The organism is Nocardia exalbida NBRC 100660, from assembly GCF_000308575.1.
Lineage (GTDB): Bacteria > Actinomycetota > Actinomycetes > Mycobacteriales > Mycobacteriaceae > Nocardia > Nocardia exalbida.
Map to the genome: position 1 here is coordinate 101,439 of NZ_BAFZ01000002.1, position 19,870 is coordinate 121,308.

Below are 19,870 nucleotides of genomic sequence, written 5' to 3' on the forward strand. Positions count from 1 at the left end.
TCGGGGCGCGCAATACAGCTCGGTTCAGACTATCCCCATCCCAGCTGATGCAGGCGGTCTTCGTCAATGCCGAAATAGTGTGCGATCTCGTGGATCACGGTGACCGCCACCTCTTCCACGACTTCCGTCTCGTCGGCGCAGAGTTCGAGAATGGCCTCGCGGTAGATCGTCACGGTATCGGGAAGCGCTCCGCCGTAATGACTGTCGCGTTCGGTGAGCGCGATGCCGTGGTACAGGCCGAGCAGATGCGCATCCTCCGGATTGCGCGGCTCGATCAGCACGACCACATTGTCGATCGCTCGGGTCAGCTCGGGCGGGATGAGATCCAATGCGTCCCCGACCAATTCCTCGAACCGGTCGTCGGACATCGATACAGGCATCGGCGCCGGGCTACCTCGGCTGGGGCTGCGGCGGCAGCGGCGCGGCGCCGGGCAGCGGTGCGGGCGTGGAACGCCCGGTGTTCGGCGGCGGCACCGGAGCCTGGCCGTTGATCAGGATGTCACCCCTGGCCGAGCCGGTGATCGGCGCGAAACCTTCCCGGTCGGCGCCCTTGCCGATCATGCAGTCCAGTTTGCGGCTGCCCGCCATCCAGCTGCGGGCATCGATGTAGTCGAAGAACAGCGTGAGCGTCTTGTTGCGGATGACGTCCGGCCCGCCCAGGTAGTCGGTCGAGGTGCGGGTGCACTCCTCCTCGACGAATTTGTCCTGATCCTCTTTGGCGGGCGGACCGCCGGTGAAGTGCCCGGCGAGATCGACTGTGGAGACGATCTCGACGGCGTGCGGCTGCGTGCAGTCCACCGGATCGGTGGGCAGGTTCTGGTTGATGCCGAGGCACACGCCCGCCTCGTACACCTTGGACTGGTCGTGCTCGGTGGCGCTGCCGACCGACGGCGGGGTGCCGACGCTGGCCGCGACCTGCAGGCCGCAGCGCAGGGTGCGGTCACCGTGCTGCCAGCCATCCGGGCTCGGGTACATCAGTCCGACGATGTACTTGCCGCGCGGATCGAAGCGGCCCGACATGTACTTCTGCACCGAGGGCACGCAGTGCTCTTCCTTCAGCTCGGTGAGCCGCAGCGAGTCCGGGAAGCGCGAGCCGGGACCGAACTCCTTGCCCGGGTACCTGCTCATATCGATGTCGGCCGCGACCTCGAACATGTGCTTGCTCGAGCAGTTCACCTTGACCAGGTCGGACCGGTCGGGCTTGGTCCAGCTCAGGCAGTCGCCCTTGGCGGCGGTGCCGAATTCCTTGTCCAGCACGGGCTGCGCCGGGGCGCCGGGATTGTGCACTTCCAGGTTCTTCCCGTTGTCGAAGCCGGTGATGGACAGCGTCACCAGGGCCGCGACCACGGCGCCGACGGCCACCGCGAGCAGACCCCAGCGCAACGTGGGCGCCGACAGCTGCACATCGCGCAGATCGCTGTCGGCGAGAGCGGCCTTGGCCGAGTCGATCGAGCGGCGTACCGAGTCGGCACGCGACGACGCGCCGCGCTTGGGCGCCTGCGGGGACCGGGACACAGGTTCGGAGGACATCGCGGTCCATCATGGCAGCGTCCGTGCCTCGGTGCCACGACCTGCCCCGATCGGCGCGGCACGAGTCGCGGGCGGTCAGCCGCGCAGAGCCGACAGCAAGACGCCGGGCAGCCGGGCGGGGTTGGCGTCGGCGTAGAACTCGGTGAGCCTGCGCCCGGTGGTCGCGGCGGTGGCGTTGTCGACGAACCACGGCGGCTTCGGGGAGAGGGCGAGTTCGCCGCCCAGCAAGGAGCGCGGCGCGGGCCGGAACGGGCCGCGTACCACGGTGCGCTCCACGTCGTCGAGCAGCAGCGCGTTGTGCACCACGCCGATCCCGCTCTGCACGTCGTCGAGGGTGTGGCCAGGGAAGGCTCCCCAGGCGGCCCGCGGCGCGAGGAAGGCCAGCCCGGTCCAGGTGTTCACCGCGATCGCGCCGTAGCGCAGCCGCTCGATCGCGCGGTCGAAGGCGACGCCGAGCCTGCGGATGGTCGTCGGATGAGCGATCACGTTCGCGCCGAGCGTCCCGGTCAGCTCGGCATTGGCGAAGTCGACCGCGCGTTGCAGGAACTCGCCGCCCGCGTAGGGCAACTCGACCACGCCGAGCACGGGGGAGAAGTACTCCGTGCGCAACAGCGGTGTGCCGATGGGCGGCAATCCGTCGACCAGCACCCGTTGCCCGCCGAGACGCTCGGCCTCCGGATACGAGGCCACCGCGTCTGCGACACGCGCGTCGCTGCCCGGGTAGTACGCCGTGCGCTGTGGCGCCCGCTCCATGGCCAGGCGCAGCTCGGCGAGGAACCGGTCCTTGCGGTCCCATTCCGCGCCGATCACCACCGCCTGCGCGGCCACGCAGTTGTAGCCGCCGTTGTGCAGCCGCTGAGTCGCCACATGCTCGGCCTGGTAGCGCAGATCGGCGTCGGACCAGTCGCCGGGCACCACGATGGTCGGCGAGACGCCGCCCAGCTCGCTGGTGATCGGCTTGTCCAGCAGCGGCCGGTTGTCTTTCTTCCGCTCCGCGCCCTCCGCGCCGGGGCCCCACACGATGGCGTCGTGGGTCTGCGCGCTGCCGGTCATGTGCACGTGCGCGACATCGGGATGACCGACCAGATAGCCACCCTGCGGCGCGCCGCCGGTGAGAATCCGCAGCACGCCGAGTTCCAGCAGCGGTTCGAAGACCATCTCGAACACCGTGAACAGCGGGTCGGTGATCGGGTTGAGCTTCAGGGCGACCACCCGGTTGTGCGCGTACAGCTCGTACAGCGCGTCCAGCGGGGGGATCGAGGTGATATTGCCCGCGCCGAGCACGGCGCCGATCCCGCCGGTCGCGGTGGGATCCAGCTGGCCGAGTCCGGCTCGCCTGCGTGCGGCGCCCGCGTCCACGCCGGGCCGCAGCCACACCTCACCGTGAAAACCGTTGAGCAGCAGCCGGTCGTAGACGCCGAGCGGGAATACCGGCACCGCGACCCGTCCGCCCGGCGCCTCCCGCAGCGTGATGCCGGTGAGCGGGGTGCGCCCGGCCTCGAGCGCGGCGAGGGTGGCCGACAGCGCGGCCGTGGCTTGCAGCAGGGTGAGCGGGCCGGACATCCACTCTTCGCCGACCAGCGGGGAATCCGGGGCGAGGTCCTTGATCACACACGCGGCCCGCACCCAGTCCTCCGCGAAGCGGGCGGTCCGGGCGTGGATCTCGTCGAGCAGCTCGCGGCGGCGGCGCAGCGAGGTCGCGGCCCACGCCTTCTCGCCCGCGATGAGGTCGGCCAGCGCGTTGTCGATGGCTGTCTCGTCGAACGGAGTGCCCACAAGCCCACTATGCCCGCGATCTCGCGCGGATGTACCGCATCCTGGGATATCGGCGTGAAGGACCGGCACAGCGACCACTAGGCTGGTGGCCCATGATCGACCTCCGATTCCTGCGGGACGACCCCGATGCGGTCCGCGCCTCGCAGCGCGCCCGTGGCGAAGACCCCGCTCTCGTCGACGCGCTGCTCGAGGCGGACGCGGCGCGGCGTGCCGCGGTGGCCACCGCGGACAATCTGCGCGCCGAGCACAAGGCGATGGGCAAGCTGATCGGCAAGGCGAGCAGGGACGAGCGTTCCGCGCTGCTGGCGCAGGCGTCGGAGATGTCGGTCAAGGTCAAGGAGGCCGAGGCCGCACAGCACGCCGCCGACGCGGATCTGGACGCCGCGCATCGCGCCATCTCCAACGTGGTGCAGCAGGGCGCGCCCGCGGGTGGCGAGGACGATTACGTCGTGCTGCAAACCGTCGGCACGCCCCCCGAGTTCGACTTCGAGCCGAAGGACCACCTGGAACTCGGCGAGTCGCTCGGCCTGATCGACATGGAGCGCGGCGCGAAGGTCTCCGGCGCCCGGTTCTACTTCCTGACCGGCTACGGCGCGCTGTTGCAGCTGGGGCTGCTGCAACTGGCCGCGCAGCAGGCCGTGGCCAACGGCTTCACCATGATGATCCCGCCGGTGCTGGTGCGCCCGGAGGTCATGGCGGGCACGGGGTTCCTCGGACAGCATTCGGCGGAGGTCTACCACCTCGCCGACGACGACCTCTACCTGGTGGGCACCTCGGAGGTGCCGCTGGCGGGCTACCACTCGGACGAGATCCTCGATCTGAGCGGCGGGCCCAAGCGGTATGCGGGCTGGTCGTCGTGTTTCCGCCGGGAGGCGGGCAGCTACGGCAAGGACACCCGCGGCATCATCCGGGTGCACCAGTTCGACAAGGTGGAGATGTTCGTTTTCACCACGCCCGATCAGGCCGACGCCGAACACCAGCGCCTGCTCGCCTGGGAACAGGAGATGCTCGCGGCGATCGAGGTGCCCTACCGGGTGATCGACGTCGCGGCCGGCGATCTCGGCAGCTCAGCCGCGCGCAAGTTCGACTGTGAGGCGTGGGTGCCGACGCAGCAGACCTACCGCGAGCTCACCTCGACCTCCAACTGCACCACCTACCAGGCACGCAGGCTGTCGGTGCGTTATCGCGACGAGAACGGCAAGCCGCAGATCGCCGCCACCTTGAACGGCACCCTCGCGACCACCCGCTGGATCGTGGCCCTGCTGGAGAATCATCAGCAAGCCGACGGGTCGGTCCGGGTTCCGTCCGCCCTGGTCCCGTTCGTCGGGACCGACGTGCTCCGACCGGCGAACTGACGACGTGCGAATGACGTTCAGGTGAATAGCTACTGGTTCGCCATGCCGGATTCCCGGGATGTGGCAACCGGCGGGATTCCTTGTGGATAGGCTGTTCGTCGTGCGAGGAATCGGGTCTCGCGGCGATACCCGAACCCGGGTGCGGGCCGCGTCTGCGCTGGCGACGGCTATGGTCATGGCTCGGACCACCGGGGCGTTCTACGTCATGGGCGGGGTGCTCGGTCTGTTGATCACCGCCATCGCCCCTGGTGAGGAGGGTAATCGGCCGCTGGTCGGCGGGGCAGCAGCGGTAGCGCTGGTGCTCGGTCTCACGCTGCTCGCGTGGGGGCCGCGGCTGCCGCATTCGATCCACCACGTGTACGTCGCGATCGCGACGGTGCTGGTGACGATCGCGGTGCACTCCTTCCCGAACACGGTGGGCGCGATCAGCCTCGCCGCGTTCTACGTATTCATCGCCTGCGACGCCGCCTTGTTCTTCGCCTGGTCGCAGGCCGCCGCCCACATCGCGTTCGCGTTGGCGCTGTGCCTGTGGGTGCTGCCCGCGCGGCCGGTGAGTCCCGGGCTGCCGTGGTGGTCGGGCCTGATCCCGGCCGGTGTGACCTTCGGCGTCGGCGTCGTGGTCGGAATCCTGACCAGGATGGCGTCCGAGGCCGACATCGACGTGCTCACCGGACTGCTCAACCGGCGCGGCTTCGACCGGGCGCTGAACACCGCGATCCAGCAGGCCACCAGGTCCGGTCACGGGCTCGCGCTGGTGCTGGTCGACCTGGACCGCTTCCAGAAGATCAACGACCATCTCGGCCACCGCGCCGGTGACGCCGTCCTGCAGCGGGTGGCCGACACCTGGTCGAAGCTGCTGGCCCCCGACCAGCGCCTGGCGCGCTACGGCGGTGACGCGTTCGCCCTGCTGCTGCCGAACACCACCGAGCAGGCCGCGATCCTGCTCACCGAACAGCTGCGCGCGGCGGTGACCACCGGCTGTTCGGCCGGTGTGACCTCCTGGCAGCCGGGGGAATCCGGGTCGCTGCTGGTCAGCCGCGCCGATGTCGGCCTGTACCGGGCCAAGCAGGCCGGGCGCAACCGGACGGTGCTGGAGTCCTCCCGGCAGTTGCCGCTGGCGGTGGAGCTGCGCGAGGCGATCGACCGCGGCGCCCTCGACGTGCACTACCAGCCGATCGTCAGCCTGACCGAAGGCGGCGGCAAGGCGGTCGGCGTGGAGGCACTGCTGCGCTGGTCGTCCAGCGCGCAGCCGGACGTCACCACCGAGGGTCTGATCCGCGTCGCCGAGGAGTACGACCTCATCTCCGACCTGGACGAACTGGTGCTGCGCCGGGCCTGCGCGGACGCCGCGCGATTGCAGGAAACCTTCGCCCAGCTGGATCTGACGCTGAACGTGAACGTCAGCGGACTGGAGCTGGCCGAGACCGGTTACGCCGACCGGGTGGCGGGCATCCTTGCCGCCACCGGATGGCCCGCCGATCAGCTGGTGCTCGAGGTGACCGAGAGCGAGCTGGCCGCCGAATCACAGACCGCGATCGAGAACCTGCACCTGCTGCGCGACCGGGGCGTGCGCATCGCCATCGACGACTTCGGCACCGGCTACTCCTCGCTCAGCAGGCTGGCCACCCTGCCCAGCGACATCCTCAAAGTCGATCAGTCCTTCGTCGCCGCGATCCGCTCCGATTCGCCCGCGCCGCCTTTGCTCGGCGTGATCGCCGCCCTGTCCAATGCGCTGGACCTGCAGGTCATCGCCGAGGGCGTGGAGACCGAATACCAAGCGGCCGTACTCACCGAACTGGGCTTCGCGCTCGCGCAGGGTTATCACTACAGCGATTCGCACCCGGTATCGGAGCTGATCAGCGACCTCAACGAGAACAAAGGCCGGATCGGCCCCGGCATCACCGACCGGGAACTGGGTGATGGGGACTCGGTGCCCGCCAACGGCTGGGTGCCGCTGCCGTAAATCGCTTGACCGTACGGGCCGACGGTGAGCATGCTGGTCGACATGCGATTGCTCGTCTACGCCTATTGATTCGCCGAATCGCTGCGCCCCCCGCGGGCGGGTAGCGCACATACCTTCGGCCTGCGCTCGCTGACGGTTCGGGCGGTGCTCTTCAAGAGCATCGGTGAGCTGATTCCGCTGTACGCGCTGTACGCCCTGCTGTTCGCCGACCACGGCATGAGCACGGGGCAGATCTCCTTGCTGTTCGCCATCTGGTCGGCGACTTCGTTCCTACTCGAGGTGCCCTCCGGTGCGTGGGCCGACACGGTCTCCCGGCGCGGACTGCTCGTGCTCAGCGGTGCGTTGCTGACGGCAGGCTTCGCGCTGTGGACGGCGGCGCCCTCCTTCGCGGGTTTCGCCGCCGGGTTCGTGCTGTGGGGAACCTCGGGGGCGCTGGCCTCCGGCACCTTCGAGGCGCTGCTGTACGACGAGCTGGCCGCCCGGGGCGAGTCGTCGGCTTACCCGCGCGTCCTCGGCTACACCCGCGCCGGCGGGGAAGCGGCCGTCGTCATCGCGATCGTCGCCGCGACACCCTTGTATCTCTACGGCGGCTATGCCCTGGTCGGCTGGTCCAGTGTCGCCGCCGCGGCCGTGCATACGCTGATCGCGCTGTCGCTGCCCACCGCGCCGAAGGCGGTGTCCGCGGCGGACATCGACGACCTGGAAGAGGAAGCGCCGGCATCCACTGCGCGCACCGCTGTGCCGGCCCCGGACCCGGCAGCCGGGAACGTCGCGTCCCTCCCCGGCTTCGCGGGCGACTCCGCCCGGCTCGGTAGGGCGCCCGGCGCGGATGGACGTGGTTCCGTCTCGGTGTCCGGCGGTCGGGACGAGACAGACGAGGCGGCGTTCACCGGGAATCGCGAAGCGGCGCAGCCTCGCCCGTTCGCGCGATACCTCACCATGCTGAAGGCCGGTGTGGGCGAGGCGGTCCGCGTCCGGGTGGTGCGCCATGGCGTGCTGCTGGAAGCGATGCTGTTCGGGATCACGGCGTTCGACGAGTATTTCGCCCTGCTGGCGGAGGAATCGGGCGTCTCGACCGCTGTGGTGCCGCTGCTGGTCGGTCTCACCGTGCTCGGTTCGCTGACCGGTTCCGTGCTGGCGGGGCGCACCGAAGGAATGTCGGGCCGCACGATGTCGATCGCGGTGGGCGGCGCGGGCGTGCTCTTCCTCGGCGGCGCGCTGATCGCGGGCCTCGCGACCGGTCGTCCGGACGCGATCTACCTGTTGACGGGCCTCGGTTTCGCGTCGATCGGCGTCTCCTACGGCATCGTCTACAACGCGGGCATCGTCGCGGGCGCCCGCCTCCAAGACGCCATCGAGGGCCCGGCCCGGGCGACGGTCACCTCCGTCTCCGGCCTCTTGGGCGAGGTGATCGCCCTGGCGGTCTTCGGCTTCGCCGCCGTGATCACCCTCTGGTCCTCCATGGCCACCCTCCTGGCCCTCCTCGGAGCCGCCATCCTCGCCCTCTCCACCCTCGCTCCCCGCTGGCTCCCACCTCGCGCCGACTGACGAGCGGCACACCACCGAGAACTCTTCTCGGGAAACGCCGCGACCATGCGCCACTCGCGGTTGGGTAGCGTGCGGAAGGTGAGTGCGGAGGCGAGGGTGGGGCTGGTTTTCGGGTTCGGGATCGGTGCGGGGGTGGCGGTGCAGGCGCGGATCAATGGGGCGTTGGGGGCGCGGCTGGAGGACGGGGTCGCCGCGGCGGTGATCAGTTTCGGGGCGGGATTCGTCGTGCTGGCGGTGGCGTTCGCGGTCAGCGGGCGGCTGAGGGAGGGTGGGCGGCGGGTGCGGCGGGCGTTGTCGGAGGGCGTGCTGCGGCCTTGGCAGTTGCTCGGCGGTCTGTGCGGCGCGTTCTTCGTCGCGTGCCAGGGGTTGACCGTCGCGGCGATCGGCGTTACCGCGTTCACCGTGGCGGCCGTCGCGGGCCAGCTGCTCAGCAGTCTGGTGGTCGACCGGCTCGGGCTCGGTCCGAGCGGACGCACGCCGGTCACCACGGTGCGTCTGGTGGGGGCGGCGCTCGGCGTGGTCGCGGTGCTCGTCGCCGGATTCGGGCACACCCGCGTCAGCGGCGGGCTCTCCGTGCCCGACGCGCTGCGCGGCACGCCGACCGCTCTGCTGATCGTGCTACCCGCGCTGGCGGGCATCGGACTGGCCTGGCAGCAGGCGGTGAACGGCAATGTGGGCGCCGTCGGCGGGTCGCTCTCGGCGGCCATGGTGAATTTCTGCGCCGGTCTGGCCGCGCTGCTCGTCATCGAGGCCGTGGTCGTCGCGTCCTCCGGCGGACCGGCCGAATTCCCCACCGAGCCGTGGCTGTATCTCGGCGGTTTCATCGGTGTCGCCTTCATCGCCCTCGCCGCGCTGACCGTTCGCTGGATCGGCGTCCTTCTGCTCGGGCTCACCTCCGTGGCGGGGCAGTTGCTGGTCTCGGTGATCCTCGATGTGCTCACCCCGACCAGCGCCGGCCTGTCCGTCACCGCGATCGCCGGTTGCGCGCTGACCCTGGTCGCGGTCGCCATCGCCGCTCGGTCGCAGTCCTGAGAACACTCGCCGCGCATTCATGCTCGAAGCGCATGAGTGTGGAATGGTGCGCTCATGCTGATCGAATACGGGGTGTGGGTTTCGCGGCTCGGGCTGTGTGTCGTGTTCGGGTTGTCGGCGTGGGGCAAGCTGACGGATCGGAGCGCGACGCGGCAGGCGGTGGGGGATTTCGGGGTGCCGCTGCGCTGGGTGCCCGCGGTGGCCTGGGTGCTGTCGATCGTCGAGGCGACCATCGCGGTAGGCGTGCTGCTTCCGTGGGTTTGCGGCGTGGCCGCGCTGGCGACGCTGCTGTTGCTCGCCGTGTTCACGGCGGTGATCGTGCGCTTGCTGCGGCGTGGCGAGCATCCGTCCTGTTCCTGCTTCGGTGCTGCGAGCGCTGCGCCGATCGGGCCGAAGATTCTGGTGCGCAATGGTCTTTTCGCCGTGCTCGCCGTGCTGGTGGGTGTCGGCGCGCTGACACATCCGCTCGTGCCGATGGGTCTGCGCGCCGACAACGCGATCGGTTGCGCGGTGGCCGCCGCGGTGGTGGCGGTGCTGGTGTGGTTGGCGGGCCAGGTGCGTGTCCTGCGCCGCCGGGTGGACGAGCAGGCGCTGTCCACGCTGGGTGCGGAGGGCTTGCCGGTCGGCGCGGTGGCGCCGGAGTTCGAACTGTTCGGCACCCAGGGAACGAAGACCACGCTCGAGGATCTGCTGAACGGGGCGAGGTCGGTCCTGCTGGTCTTCGTGCACCCGGGCTGCGAGCTGTGCGCGGCGCTGGCCCGCGAGTTGCCCCGCTGGCGCGCTCGGGCGGCTGACGCCCTGGCCATCGTGGCGGTCGGCAACGGGGATGCCGCCGAGCAGGCCGCTTGGGGTGTCGAGCACGGACTGGGTGACATTCCCTCGCTCGTGCAGCAGGGCAACGAGGCCGCCTTGCGCTACCGGGTGCGCGGTACCCCGTCCGCTGTGCTGATCGACCCCGAGGGGCGGGTCGCCGCGCCGGTGGCCAGAGGGGGCATCGCGATCCGCGAGTTGATCACCACGGTGTGGAAAGCACCGCGCGAACCCGCGCGCGACAGGGTCCCGGCCGGGGCCGCGCGTTGATTTCGGGACGTACCTCTTTTTCGCTCCCGAGACCGACCCCAGGCCGGTTATTCGCTAGTTGGCAAATTCTCAGCAAATTAGCTTTGGGCACCGATAGGATCGAGTCGCACCGGTGCGGAATTCGCCATCCATCGACCACAGGACCCATCGACAAGAGGGGAAAGATATGGCGCTCTTCGCATTCACCGACTACTCCGGCAAAGAGTTCATCATCCAGCTGACCAATGAACAGCGGATCGCTGAGGCCCGCCGCATCCTGTCGGGTGACGAGCAGATGTCTGTGCACGTCATGGGACGGATCCGGAAGATGCCCGCGCCCTACAACCCGGGCTGGGACTTCCATCTGGACCCCGACACCATCACCTTCTTCACCATGGCGATCGAGGTCTGCGACGCCAGCATCATGTACGTCAACGACCATCTGGACGAGGCCTGTGGCGCGTTCCTGCCGGGTTGCTTCTGGTGCCCGTGGTCGTCGAAGCTGACCCGCGAGGTTGCCGACCGATAGCAATCAGCTGGCAACTGCTTCCGGCCGACGTGGACGCGTCGGCCGGAAGTGGGTCAGTCCAGCTTGCGCGAGCGCAGTTCGTGACCCTTGGACGTCTTGCACCGTCCCGACTCCAGGTCCCACTGCCAGCCGTGCAGGTTGCAGGTGAGCGTGTTGCCTTCCACCACACCGAACTTCGACAGGTCAGCCTTCAGGTGCGGGCAGCGGCGCTGCACCTCCCAGCCGCTGAGCTCGGTGGAGGCGGAATCGTCGTGCGCCTCGGCGAACCAGCCGTCGGCGTAGGCGATCCGCTCGTCGGTGAGGCATTTGAAGAACGTGTAGAGGAACTCGTTGTACCCGCCGATTCGCCAGGCCTGGAAGCGGGTGGACAGGAAGATGGTGTTCACCCAGTCGGGCTCGCGGTCGCGCAGCACCGTGCGCACCAGTTCCGGCGCGATGCGGAAGCCGTAGCGGTAGCGGCCCTCGCCTTCGATCGGCTCGCGCACCGCGCGCTTGGGGAAGTCCAGCACGATGGTTTCCTCGCCGATCACCAGGCCGACCGGGTAGCCGATGCCGTCGCAGATCACGTCGCTCTGCGCCATGATCGGCTCGAACAGCTTGCGCAGAGGTTCCAGCAGGGAGCCGTCGCCGCGTTCCCAGGTCGCCTTCTCGGCCTCCAGCACCGGCGCCAAGCGCTGGGCCATCCGCTCGATGTACTCGGCCTTGTGCTCGTAGATCTCGGCTGGGTCGCTGGGATGGGTCAACGTCAGCTCGGCGCCGCGCACGTCGGCGACCGAACCGGGGATCATCAGGATGCCGCCGGCGTTGCCGTGGATCTCCATCTGCTCCAAGAACACCTTCTGATCGGGGAAGATGTTGCCCTCGTCACCGCGGTCGTCGTTGAGGTAGCGCAGCTCGTCGTCGAGGAACACCGGCGGACCCGCCGACGGCACCACCCAGGTCGCGCCGACCTGCTCGATGTAGCTGCGCGCGCGGTCCATGCCGCGCTGACGCTTCTGTTTGCCGAAGTTCGACTTGGTGCGGGCCGGGATGTCGTAGACCATCGGGTACCAGATCGCGCCCGAGTACTGCAGCAGATGGATGTCGATGTGGCCGAACGCGTCGTGCAGCACGTCCATGTCGACGGGCCGGGCGTCGTTCATGTTGAAGCAGGTGGTCTCGCCGTCGGAGACGACCAGCCCGGAGTCGCCGATCGGGCCGTCGGCGGGCGCGCGCAGCGCGATGATCATGATCTCCAGGTCGCCGCCGGGACCGGTCACCGTGTGCTTGACCGAGTCCTCGGTCTCGAAGAACTTGTGGAAGCCCAGTTGTTCGAGTTCGCGGCGCAGGTCCGGCACGGGATAGTCCGGCAGTAGGACGGTCGCGTCCTTGTTGACGTGCTCGGTCAGCGTCCGGGCGTCGAAGTGGTCGCGGTGCAGGTGTGAGACGTACAGGAAGTCGCACGCGCCCAGCTCGTCCCAGTCCAGCCCGGTGTTGTCGGGGAACGGGAACCAGGAACCGAAGTACGCGGGGTTCACCCAGGGATCGCAAAGGATGGACCCGGCCGCGGTGCGGATGTGGAATCCGGCGTGTCCGACGCTGGTGATCTGCACTAGCTGCTCCTCCTGCTGTTTACCAGCCAACCAGGGTAGTGGTTACGGCGAGATGTCGCCGATGCAGTAGCCGTCCGGTCCGGAGCGCAAGGTGAAGGTGCGGGTCTGCGTCACACCGGAGGAGTTGGTCACCGGCACGAGCACCGCGATGTAGTCGGTGTTCACCTGCTCCGACCGGATCTGCTGGTCGGCGAACTCGGTGGCCCCGGTGAGCACGCCCTGGTTGTTCGCCAGCGGCGCGGGGCTCGGACGCCCGGTGCCTTTGGGGTCCCAGGTCGCCGGGGACGCCTTACAGATCAGAGGGTAGTCGCCCTCCTTGTCGGCGGGGTCGAGCGGTGTGCCGACGAACCGGGACAGGTAGCGGCGCACGGTGTGGCGGGCATCGGCGTCGTTGTAGGCGATCTCCGCGCCCTCCGTGGCGACGCGTGGGCAGGCGTAGCCGCTCCCGAGTTCGGCGCGTGCCACGGCGACCGTGGTGGCCGGGCTCTTCCAGACGACGGCGTCCTCGGTCGTCGTGCCCGGCTGGGCCAAGGCGGTGAGGACGGCCTGCTGGTCGGCGTACATGTCGGCCACGTTCTTCGGCGCGATGGTCCAGCACTTGTCCTGCATCTCGGCGATGGTGTGCGAGCGCAGGTCGGCGGCCCAGCGCTGCATCGCGGTCGCGGCGGCGGGCAGCCCGGCGACCGCGCCGACCGGCGGAGCGTCGGCGGGAACCGGAGGCAGTGCGGAGGTGCTGGGCGGTGGCGTGGTCGGGACGGCGGCCGATGGCGTTGTGCGCACCGCCGCCTGCGGCGCGCTCTCCTCCGGAATCCCGACGACCGAGTCGCAGCCGGACAACGCGATCGCTGCGATCAAGACCGAGCCGCCGACCAGCGCAGCGCGGGGCGCTCGCCCACCCCGGGCCCGATTCCGCTCGCGTGCTGCACTGCGGTCGTCCTCGCGCGGTGCCGATCGGGCGCGTTCCACTTCGGCGATCCTCTTCTCTCAGGCGTGTGGTCGGGGCTGCTCGTGCGTCCTCACTCCGGCGCGACGCGTGATGGCGCGCACTGCCGGTGGGGACGAGCAGCGACTACGCTAGCGGACTTGTGGAACCCGTCTACCGGACGATCATCGGGCTGGCCCGTACCGTCTTCTTCGTCGAAGGTCTGAAGTTCACCGTCAAGGGCGCTGAACACATCCCCGCCCGCGGTGGCGCCGTGCTGGCGGTGAACCACACCGGCTACATGGACTTCACCTACGCGGGCCTGCCGGTGCGCACCCCGAAGCGCTACATCCGGTTCATGGCCAAGAAGGAGGTCTTCGACAACAAGATCTCCGGCCCGATCATGCGCGCGCTCAAGCACATCCCGGTGGACCGCTCGGCGGGCGCGGACTCCTACAAGGCCGCCGTGGAATATCTGCGCCGGGGCGAGCTGGTCGGCGTGTACCCGGAGGCGACGATCAGCCGCAGTTTCGAGATCAAGGAATTCAAGTCCGGCGCGGCGCGCATGGCCGTCGAAGCGGAGGTGCCGATCATCCCGATCGTCATCTGGGGCGCGCAGCGGGTCTGGACGAAGGGTTTCCCGAAGCGGCTCGGCCGCACCAACACCCCCATCTCGATCGCCGTCGGTGAACCCATCCAGCCGTTCGAGCCCGTCGCCGAACTCACCGCCGAGCTGCGCTCGACCATGCAGGACATGCTGCTGGACCTGCAGAAGGACTACGTGCACGAGCCCGGCGCGTACTGGGTTCCCGCACGGCTGGGCGGCAGCGCTCCTACCCTGGAAGAGGCGGACGCGATGGATGCCGCCGAAGCCGAGGCAAAGGCCGCGCGCAAGGACGCGGCGGGGCAGTAACGGGAGCTGTGATGGCGCGGGAACCGGTTTACGACATCCTCACCGGCATGGCCCGCGCCATCTTCTTCGCACAGGGTCTGCGCATCGATGTCGAAGGGCAGGAGCACATTCCGCGCTCCGGCGGCGCGGTGCTGGCCGTGAACCACACCGCCTACCTCGATTTCATGGAGGTCGGGCTGGTCGGGCGGAAGTCCGGCCGCAACGTCCGGTTCATGATGAAGGCCGAACTCGAGCACGGCATCGTCGGCTTCCTCATGAAGCACTGCAGGGCGATCGGCGTCGATCGCACGGCGGGCGCCCAGTCGTACGCCCGCGCGGTGACCGCACTGCGCGACGGCGAACTGGTAGTGGTCTACCCCGAGGCGACGATCAGCCGAAGCTTCGAACTGAAGGAATTCAAATCCGGCGCGGCGCGCATGGCTCTGGAAGCCGATGTCCCGATCGTGCCCTTGGTTATCTGGGGCGCCCACCGGATCTGGACCAAGGACATCCCGAAACAGCTCGGCCGCCATCGTTTCCCGGTCGACATCCGTATCGGCGCGCCGATCCCACCCGACGAACCGGTCGAGAAACTCACCGCCACCCTGCGCAGTCGGATGAGCGAATTGCTGGAACGCGCGCAACGCGACTATCCGATGGTGGAAGGCGCCCGCTGGGTCCCCGCCCGGCTCGGCGGGACCGCCCCGACCCTCGCGGAGGCGGCTGTGCTGGAACGCGAGGAGATGGAGAGGCGGCGGCGCGCGAAGGCGCGGTGAATCGACGCGGACTGTTTTTCGTCATGGCAACCACTCTCGGTGTCCGGCCTGACACCACGCTGGCACTCGTCTGATACGGCCACCGACACCGTGCGGTTCCTACTCGATCGAGCGATCAGTCGGCATTCGGCTCGCGAATGGCTGGGGTATCCGTTCCCGATGCGGGCTGAGTTCGTCCTTCGCTGTGGCGATGGTCGGGACTTCACAACCACCGCCCGCGGCGTCATCAGTACGCTCCGTCGCCTCGCGCCACGACACCGACCGTGCGCGCGATCAGCCGCAGGTCCATCCGCATGGACACGTTCTCCACGTAGGACAGATCGAGTCGCACCGCGTCCTCGAGCGGAAGGTCCGACCTGCCGCTGACCTGCCACAAGCCGGTCAGCCCCGGCTTCACGAGCAGGCGTCGGCCCATCATGTGGTCGTAGGTGTCGACTTCCCGCCGCACCTGCGGTCGAGGCCCGACAACGCTCATATCGCCACGCAGCACGTTGAGGAACTGCGGCAGTTCGTCGAGACTGTACTTGCGCAGGAACCGCCCGACCGGCGTGACCCGGGGGTCGACCTTCATCTTGAAGAAGACCGGATTTCCACCCTGCTGTGCGATCAAGGCTTCGGCATACCGGTCGGCATCGTCGTACATACTGCGAAACTTGATCATGCGGAAGGGCAGGCCGTATCGGCCGATGCGTTCCGACAGGTAGAAGACGGGGCCGCGGCTGGTGGTCTTCACCGCGATCGCGATCGCCAGGAACACCGGCACGAGCACCAGTAGGCACACTGTGGCGAAGCCGATGTCGAAAGCCGTTTTGCTGACCGACCGAGCGCGCTCATACTGCGGTTCGGCGATGTGCATCATCGGCATCCCCGCGACCTGCCGATTGGTGAGCCGGGATATGGCGATGTCGATCGCCCCTGGCGCCAGCATGAACTCGACTCCCAGCGCGTCCAGTTCCCAAGCGAGCCTGCGGAGCTCGGTCGGGCCGAGATGGCGGGAGGGACCGATGGCGACGGTGTCGGCGTGGGTGTGCAGGACCGCCCGCAGCACAGCGCTGTCGTCACCGACTACGGCGACCGAACCGCCGGCGAAGGCCAATGGCGCATCGCCCGGTTGGCCACCCGGCACGCAGGCGCCCACGACGTCGTAACCGGCGCCCGGGTCTGCGGCCAACGCCGCGGACATCGCCGCGGCCGCTTCGGCAGTGCCGACCACGAGTACGGCCGAACGGTGGCGTCCCCGGCGGCGTTCCCTGGCAAGCTGGTGGCGCCACCACAGTCGTCCACCGACCACCGCGAGGAGGCCGGCCGGAAAGGCGATCGCGAGATAACCTCGTGCGAAGTCGATTTCGAGTGCCAGTGACATGAGAGCCAGGACGCCGAACAGGTGCATGGTCGCCGACATCAGCCGCCGGAATTCCTCGACACCGCTGCCGACCAGTTGCGGCGCACGGCTACCCGCGCTGCCGAGGATCGCGAACCAGCCCATGGCGAGCACGCCCGATACCACCGTGTAACCGACCCGGTAGGGCTGCTCCCAGGCCAGCGGCGGAGCGCCGCCCCCGTTGAAACGGATCAGCTGCGCACTCCCCACAGCGACGGAAACGGCGGCGAAGTCGGTGATGGCGAGACGACGTACGTACTCCGACCGCCAGGCCTTACGGCTCGAATTGTCAACCGGCAGAGCCGCGAAGGATCGTAGGGATTCGGCGGTCCCATTCCATTTCGGGACAGCCTTGGATTTCATCAAGCGAACACCCCTCCTGGGGCAACGGTGGAATTGCTACCTGATCCGGAGATCGTCTTTCCCGGCAGCGTCCCGACCGCCTCTACCGAACGCTTCATCGGCACTTGACCGGCAAGTGTCACAACATCTCTCGCCGGTCGGAAGGTATGCGCGAAGTAGCGTGATCGGGATGTTAACTGCTCCGGATCAAACCGGCGACCCATCTCGATACGCATCTGGAATAACACCATGAAGGTGAATATGGAATGTGCTCTATATCACAGTTTGTAACGCTGATGTGGAATCCGGCCGATATTGCCGTCGGTACGCTGACGGTCGCAACAGTGCCGGCCCGTACGACGAATGATGTTCTCGTCAAGCGCATTTCGTGATACGCCGGGCAGCTGATGCTTCCGCGCGCCGCGACAGGCGTTCCGACGGGCCGGAACGTTTAGAGCAAAGGATCGGATCTGTGCGCTGTCGACTCTGTGACTCCGGCAGAGTGTCCAGCATTCTGGATCTCGGTGCGACGCCGCCGTGCGAATCGTTCCTCACCGCTGACCAACTCGACCTGCCCGAGCCGACCTACCCCTTGCATCTGCGGGTGTGCGCCGACTGCCTGCTGCTGCAGATTCCGGCGCTGATCACACCGGAGGAGACCTTCACCGAATACGCCTACTTCTCCTCCTACTCCGACAGCTGGGTCCGCCACGCGGGCGAGTTCGTCGACACCGCGGCCGCCCGGCTGGGACTGGGCAGGGACTCTTTCGTGGTGGAGGTCGCCAGCAATGACGGCTACCTGCTCCGTCACGTCGTCGACCGCGACATCCGATGCCTGGGCATCGAGCCCTCGGTCAACGTCGGGACCGCGGCTCGCGAGTCGGGCGTACCCACCGAAACCACCTTCCTCGACGAGGATTCGGCTCGCCGGATCCGTGCCGAACACGGCCCCGCAGATCTTGTGGTCGCCAACAACGTCTATGCCCATATTCCGGATCTGCGCGGATTCACCCGTGCGCTACGCATCCTGCTGGCAGACGACGGCATGCTGACCATCGAGGTGCACCATGCGCTGAACTTGGTCGGGCTCGGCCAGTTCGACACCATCTACCACGAGCATTTCCAGTACTACACCGTGCTTTCGGCGCAACGTGCGCTCGCTGTCGCGGGATTGACCGTGGTCGATGTCGAGCAGCTGCCGACGCACGGCGGATCGATCCGGCTGTGGGTGCGCCCCGATGCCGCCGTGGCGGCGGTGAGCGACCGGGTGCGGGAAGTGCTCGACCTCGAGCGATCCGCGGGATTGCACTCGGCGGACGGCTACACATCGCTGCGGCGGCGTGCCGAGTCCGTGCGGCATGAGCTGCTCGCGTTCCTGCTCGACTGCCGACGCCGGGGCGAACGCGTCGTCGGATACGGTGCGCCGGGCAAGGGCAACACACTGCTCAACTATTGCGGTATCCGGCCCGACCTACTCGAGTACACCGTCGACCGCAATCCTTACAAACACGGCAGATTCACGCCGGGAACCCGAATCCCGATCCACCCGCCGTCCCGGCTCGACGCCGATCGTCCGGACGTGATCGTTGTGCTGCCCTGGAATCTCGAGCACGAGATCACCGCACAACTGCGGCATGTCGCCGAGTGGGGCGGTCGGCTCGCTTATCCCTTGCCCGAGCTGCACATCGTCGACCCGGCGTCCCCGGCTCCGACCGTGCCGGCCGTCGAGTCGAAAGGAAACCGGCGCGGATGAAAGTCGTCCTGTTCTGCGGTGGCTACGGCATGCGCATGCGCGGCGGCACCGATGACATGGTGCCCAAGCCGATGCAACTCGTCGGCCCACGCCCCTTGCTCTGGCATGTGATGCGGTACTACGCGCACTACGGTCACACCGAATTCATCCTGTGCCTCGGATACGGCGCCGAGCACATCAAGAATTTCTTCCTCAGCTACCGTGAGTCGGCGTCCAACGACTTCGTGATCCGCAACGGCCGGGTCGAATTGCTCGGCAGCGATATCGACGACTGGACGATCACTTTCGTCGATACCGGCGTGGAGTCGGCCATCGGAGAGCGATTGCGCCGGGTGCGCGAGCACCTCGGCGACGACCAGTACTTCCTGGCCAACTACGCAGACGTTCTCACCGACGCTCCCCTGGACGAGGTGATCAGCCAGTTCCACGCTTCGGGGGCCGCGGCATCTCTGCTGGTGGTTCCACCCCAATCGTCGTTCCACTGCGTGGACCTCAGTGCCACCGGCGAGGTCAAGGACATCGTTCCCGTGGCGCGTATGCCCCTGTGGGAGAACGGCGGCTACTTCGTGCTCGGCCGGGAAATATTCGACCTGCTGCCACCAGGTGGCGATCTGGTGGAGGACGCCTGTGGGACGCTCGCGGGCCAGGGCCGGTTGTTCGGCTACCGCCACGACGGATTCTGGAAACCGGCAGACACTTTCAAGGAGCGCGCCGAACTCGATGCGGCCTACCGCAGCGGACACCGACCATGGATGGTGTGGGAGCAGTGATCGCTCTGCTTTCCCCGCGGCCCGCCGAGATCGCCCTGCTCGGCGCGCATTGCGATGACATCCCGATCGGCATGGGAGCCACGCTGCTGTCGCTGACCAGCGCCCATCCGGGTATGCGGGTGCGCGCGCTGGTCCTATCCGGCGCAGGCACCGAGCGCGAGCGGGAAGAACGGGCGGCGCTCACCGCCTTCTGCTCGGGACGGACACCCGAATTGACGGTGCTCGACGTCCCGGACGGACGCGCACCGGCGCACTGGGATCGGATCAAGACGGCCGTAGCGGAGTTTCGCCGTGCGGGTGAACCGGACCTGGTGTTCGCCCCGCAACCGGGCGACGCGCACCAGGATCACCGCACGCTCGCGAAGCTGGTGCCGACCGAGTTCCGCGACCACTTGATCCTCGGCTACGAGATCCTCAAGGCGGAGGTCGACACACCGGCGCCGACCGTATTCCACCCGGTCGACGCGGAACTGGTCCAGCGGAAATCGCGACTGCTGCATCGGTATTACCCATCGCAGACCGGGCGCGACTGGTTCGACGAAACCGCGTTCCTGGCCTCCGCGCGGATCCGCGGCGTGCAGTGCCGCACCGAGTACGCCGAAGCGTTCGTGGTGGACAAGGCCGTGATCTCATGGGAAAGGGAGTGACAA

At 68.2% G+C, this 19,870-nt stretch carries 17 protein-coding genes; 11 read left to right on the forward strand and 6 right to left on the reverse strand.

Features of this window, described 5'->3' with window-relative positions:
- Positions 1-29 precede the first annotated feature (29 nt).
- The 3 genes from ON29_RS01020 to ON29_RS01030 form a co-directional block, all read right to left on the reverse strand.
- Complete coding sequence (locus ON29_RS01020; RefSeq protein WP_040864192.1) at positions 30-380, reverse strand: metallopeptidase family protein; 351 nt, start codon at positions 378-380, stop codon at positions 30-32.
- 10 nt (positions 381-390) lie between these two features.
- The gene (locus tag ON29_RS01025) at positions 391-1,530 is read right to left on the reverse strand and encodes a septum formation family protein (RefSeq protein ID WP_040864193.1); all 1,140 of its coding nucleotides are present in this window, start codon (positions 1,528-1,530) and stop codon (positions 391-393) included.
- Positions 1,531-1,605: 75 nt separating this feature from the next.
- The gene (locus tag ON29_RS01030) at positions 1,606-3,306 is read right to left on the reverse strand and encodes an aldehyde dehydrogenase family protein (RefSeq protein ID WP_040864194.1); all 1,701 of its coding nucleotides are present in this window, start codon (positions 3,304-3,306) and stop codon (positions 1,606-1,608) included.
- A 92-nt stretch (positions 3,307-3,398) separates the two neighbouring features.
- Between ON29_RS01030 and serS the strand changes: the two genes are divergently transcribed.
- The 6 genes from serS to ON29_RS01060 all read left to right on the forward strand — a co-directional run bounded on the left by serS (position 3,399) and on the right by ON29_RS01060 (position 10,792).
- Positions 3,399-4,661 carry a serine--tRNA ligase gene (gene serS / locus ON29_RS01035; protein WP_040864195.1) on the forward strand — a complete coding sequence of 421 codons (1,263 nt, stop codon included), beginning with the start codon at positions 3,399-3,401 and terminating at the stop codon, positions 4,659-4,661.
- 175 nt (positions 4,662-4,836) lie between these two features.
- Complete coding sequence (locus ON29_RS01040; RefSeq protein ID WP_245548760.1) at positions 4,837-6,624, forward strand: putative bifunctional diguanylate cyclase/phosphodiesterase; 1,788 nt, start codon at positions 4,837-4,839, stop codon at positions 6,622-6,624.
- A 144-nt stretch (positions 6,625-6,768) separates the two neighbouring features.
- The gene (locus ON29_RS01045; RefSeq protein WP_245548762.1) at positions 6,769-8,172 is read left to right on the forward strand and encodes an MFS transporter; all 1,404 of its coding nucleotides are present in this window, start codon (positions 6,769-6,771) and stop codon (positions 8,170-8,172) included.
- A 78-nt stretch (positions 8,173-8,250) separates the two neighbouring features.
- A complete protein-coding gene (locus ON29_RS01050; protein WP_245548764.1) occupies positions 8,251-9,204 on the forward strand; it encodes a DMT family transporter in 954 nt (317 codons plus the stop codon).
- Positions 9,205-9,258: 54 nt separating this feature from the next.
- Positions 9,259-10,284, forward strand: coding sequence for a peroxiredoxin family protein (locus ON29_RS33535; protein ID WP_051174748.1), 1,026 nt, complete (start codon positions 9,259-9,261; stop codon positions 10,282-10,284).
- 166 nt (positions 10,285-10,450) lie between these two features.
- Entirely contained in the window at positions 10,451-10,792 is a 342-nt protein-coding gene (locus ON29_RS01060; protein ID WP_039794242.1) for a BP74-related protein, read from the forward strand.
- A gap of 53 nt (positions 10,793-10,845) precedes the next feature.
- Here ON29_RS01060 and ON29_RS01065 read toward each other — a convergent pair whose 3' ends face one another.
- Both ON29_RS01065 and ON29_RS01070 read right to left on the reverse strand, forming a co-directional pair.
- A complete protein-coding gene (locus ON29_RS01065) occupies positions 10,846-12,384 on the reverse strand; it encodes a Rieske 2Fe-2S domain-containing protein (protein ID WP_040864303.1) in 1,539 nt (512 codons plus the stop codon).
- Positions 12,385-12,426: 42 nt separating this feature from the next.
- The gene (locus ON29_RS01070) at positions 12,427-13,239 is read right to left on the reverse strand and encodes a hypothetical protein (protein ID WP_174371771.1); all 813 of its coding nucleotides are present in this window, start codon (positions 13,237-13,239) and stop codon (positions 12,427-12,429) included.
- Positions 13,240-13,469: 230 nt separating this feature from the next.
- On the opposite strand from ON29_RS01070, the gene ON29_RS01075 reads away from it, so the two are divergent.
- Positions 13,470-14,219: a lysophospholipid acyltransferase family protein gene (locus tag ON29_RS01075; protein WP_040864199.1), complete on the forward strand. Its 750-nt coding sequence runs from the start codon at positions 13,470-13,472 to the stop codon at positions 14,217-14,219.
- A gap of 11 nt (positions 14,220-14,230) precedes the next feature.
- Positions 14,231-14,974 (forward strand): lysophospholipid acyltransferase family protein, encoded by a 744-nt coding sequence (locus tag ON29_RS01080; protein WP_040864200.1) that lies wholly within the window; start codon positions 14,231-14,233, stop codon positions 14,972-14,974.
- Between the two features lie 226 nt (positions 14,975-15,200).
- On the opposite strand, the gene ON29_RS01085 is transcribed toward ON29_RS01080, so the two are convergent.
- Positions 15,201-16,718 carry a sugar transferase gene (locus tag ON29_RS01085; protein WP_040864201.1) on the reverse strand — a complete coding sequence of 506 codons (1,518 nt, stop codon included), beginning with the start codon at positions 16,716-16,718 and terminating at the stop codon, positions 15,201-15,203.
- Positions 16,719-17,169: 451 nt separating this feature from the next.
- Here ON29_RS01085 and ON29_RS01090 point away from each other — a divergent pair, with 451 nt between their 5' ends.
- From ON29_RS01090 to ON29_RS01100, 3 genes are read left to right on the forward strand one after another with little or no spacing between them, the layout of a single operon-like run.
- The gene (locus tag ON29_RS01090; RefSeq protein ID WP_051174750.1) at positions 17,170-18,450 is read left to right on the forward strand and encodes a class I SAM-dependent methyltransferase; all 1,281 of its coding nucleotides are present in this window, start codon (positions 17,170-17,172) and stop codon (positions 18,448-18,450) included.
- Positions 18,447-19,220, forward strand: coding sequence for a glycosyltransferase family protein (locus ON29_RS01095; RefSeq protein ID WP_040864202.1), 774 nt, complete (start codon positions 18,447-18,449; stop codon positions 19,218-19,220). The genes ON29_RS01090 and ON29_RS01095 overlap by 4 nt, the downstream gene beginning before the upstream one ends.
- Positions 19,217-19,867, forward strand: a complete 651-nt coding sequence (locus ON29_RS01100; RefSeq protein WP_040864203.1) for a PIG-L deacetylase family protein — start codon at positions 19,217-19,219, stop codon at positions 19,865-19,867. Before ON29_RS01095 ends, ON29_RS01100 begins: the two co-directional genes overlap by 4 nt.
- Positions 19,868-19,870: the final 3 nt, after the last annotated feature.

Bases quoted from the DNA above. Each gene is read 5' to 3' on its own strand.
- ON29_RS01085 (WP_040864201.1), bottom strand. From the start codon at position 16,718: ATGAAATCCAAGGCTGTCCCGAAATGGAATGGGACCGCCGAATCCCTA.
- ON29_RS01095 (WP_040864202.1), top strand. From the start codon at position 18,447: ATGAAAGTCGTCCTGTTCTGCGGTGGCTACGGCATGCGCATGCGCGGC.
- ON29_RS01040 (WP_245548760.1), top strand. From the start codon at position 4,837: ATGGCTCGGACCACCGGGGCGTTCTACGTCATGGGCGGGGTGCTCGGT.
- ON29_RS01080 (WP_040864200.1), top strand. From the start codon at position 14,231: ATGGCGCGGGAACCGGTTTACGACATCCTCACCGGCATGGCCCGCGCC.
- ON29_RS33535 (WP_051174748.1), top strand. From the start codon at position 9,259: ATGCTGATCGAATACGGGGTGTGGGTTTCGCGGCTCGGGCTGTGTGTC.
- ON29_RS01060 (WP_039794242.1), top strand. From the start codon at position 10,451: ATGGCGCTCTTCGCATTCACCGACTACTCCGGCAAAGAGTTCATCATC.
- ON29_RS01020 (WP_040864192.1), bottom strand. From the start codon at position 380: ATGCCTGTATCGATGTCCGACGACCGGTTCGAGGAATTGGTCGGGGAC.
- serS (WP_040864195.1), top strand. From the start codon at position 3,399: ATGATCGACCTCCGATTCCTGCGGGACGACCCCGATGCGGTCCGCGCC.
- ON29_RS01025 (WP_040864193.1), bottom strand. From the start codon at position 1,530: ATGTCCTCCGAACCTGTGTCCCGGTCCCCGCAGGCGCCCAAGCGCGGC.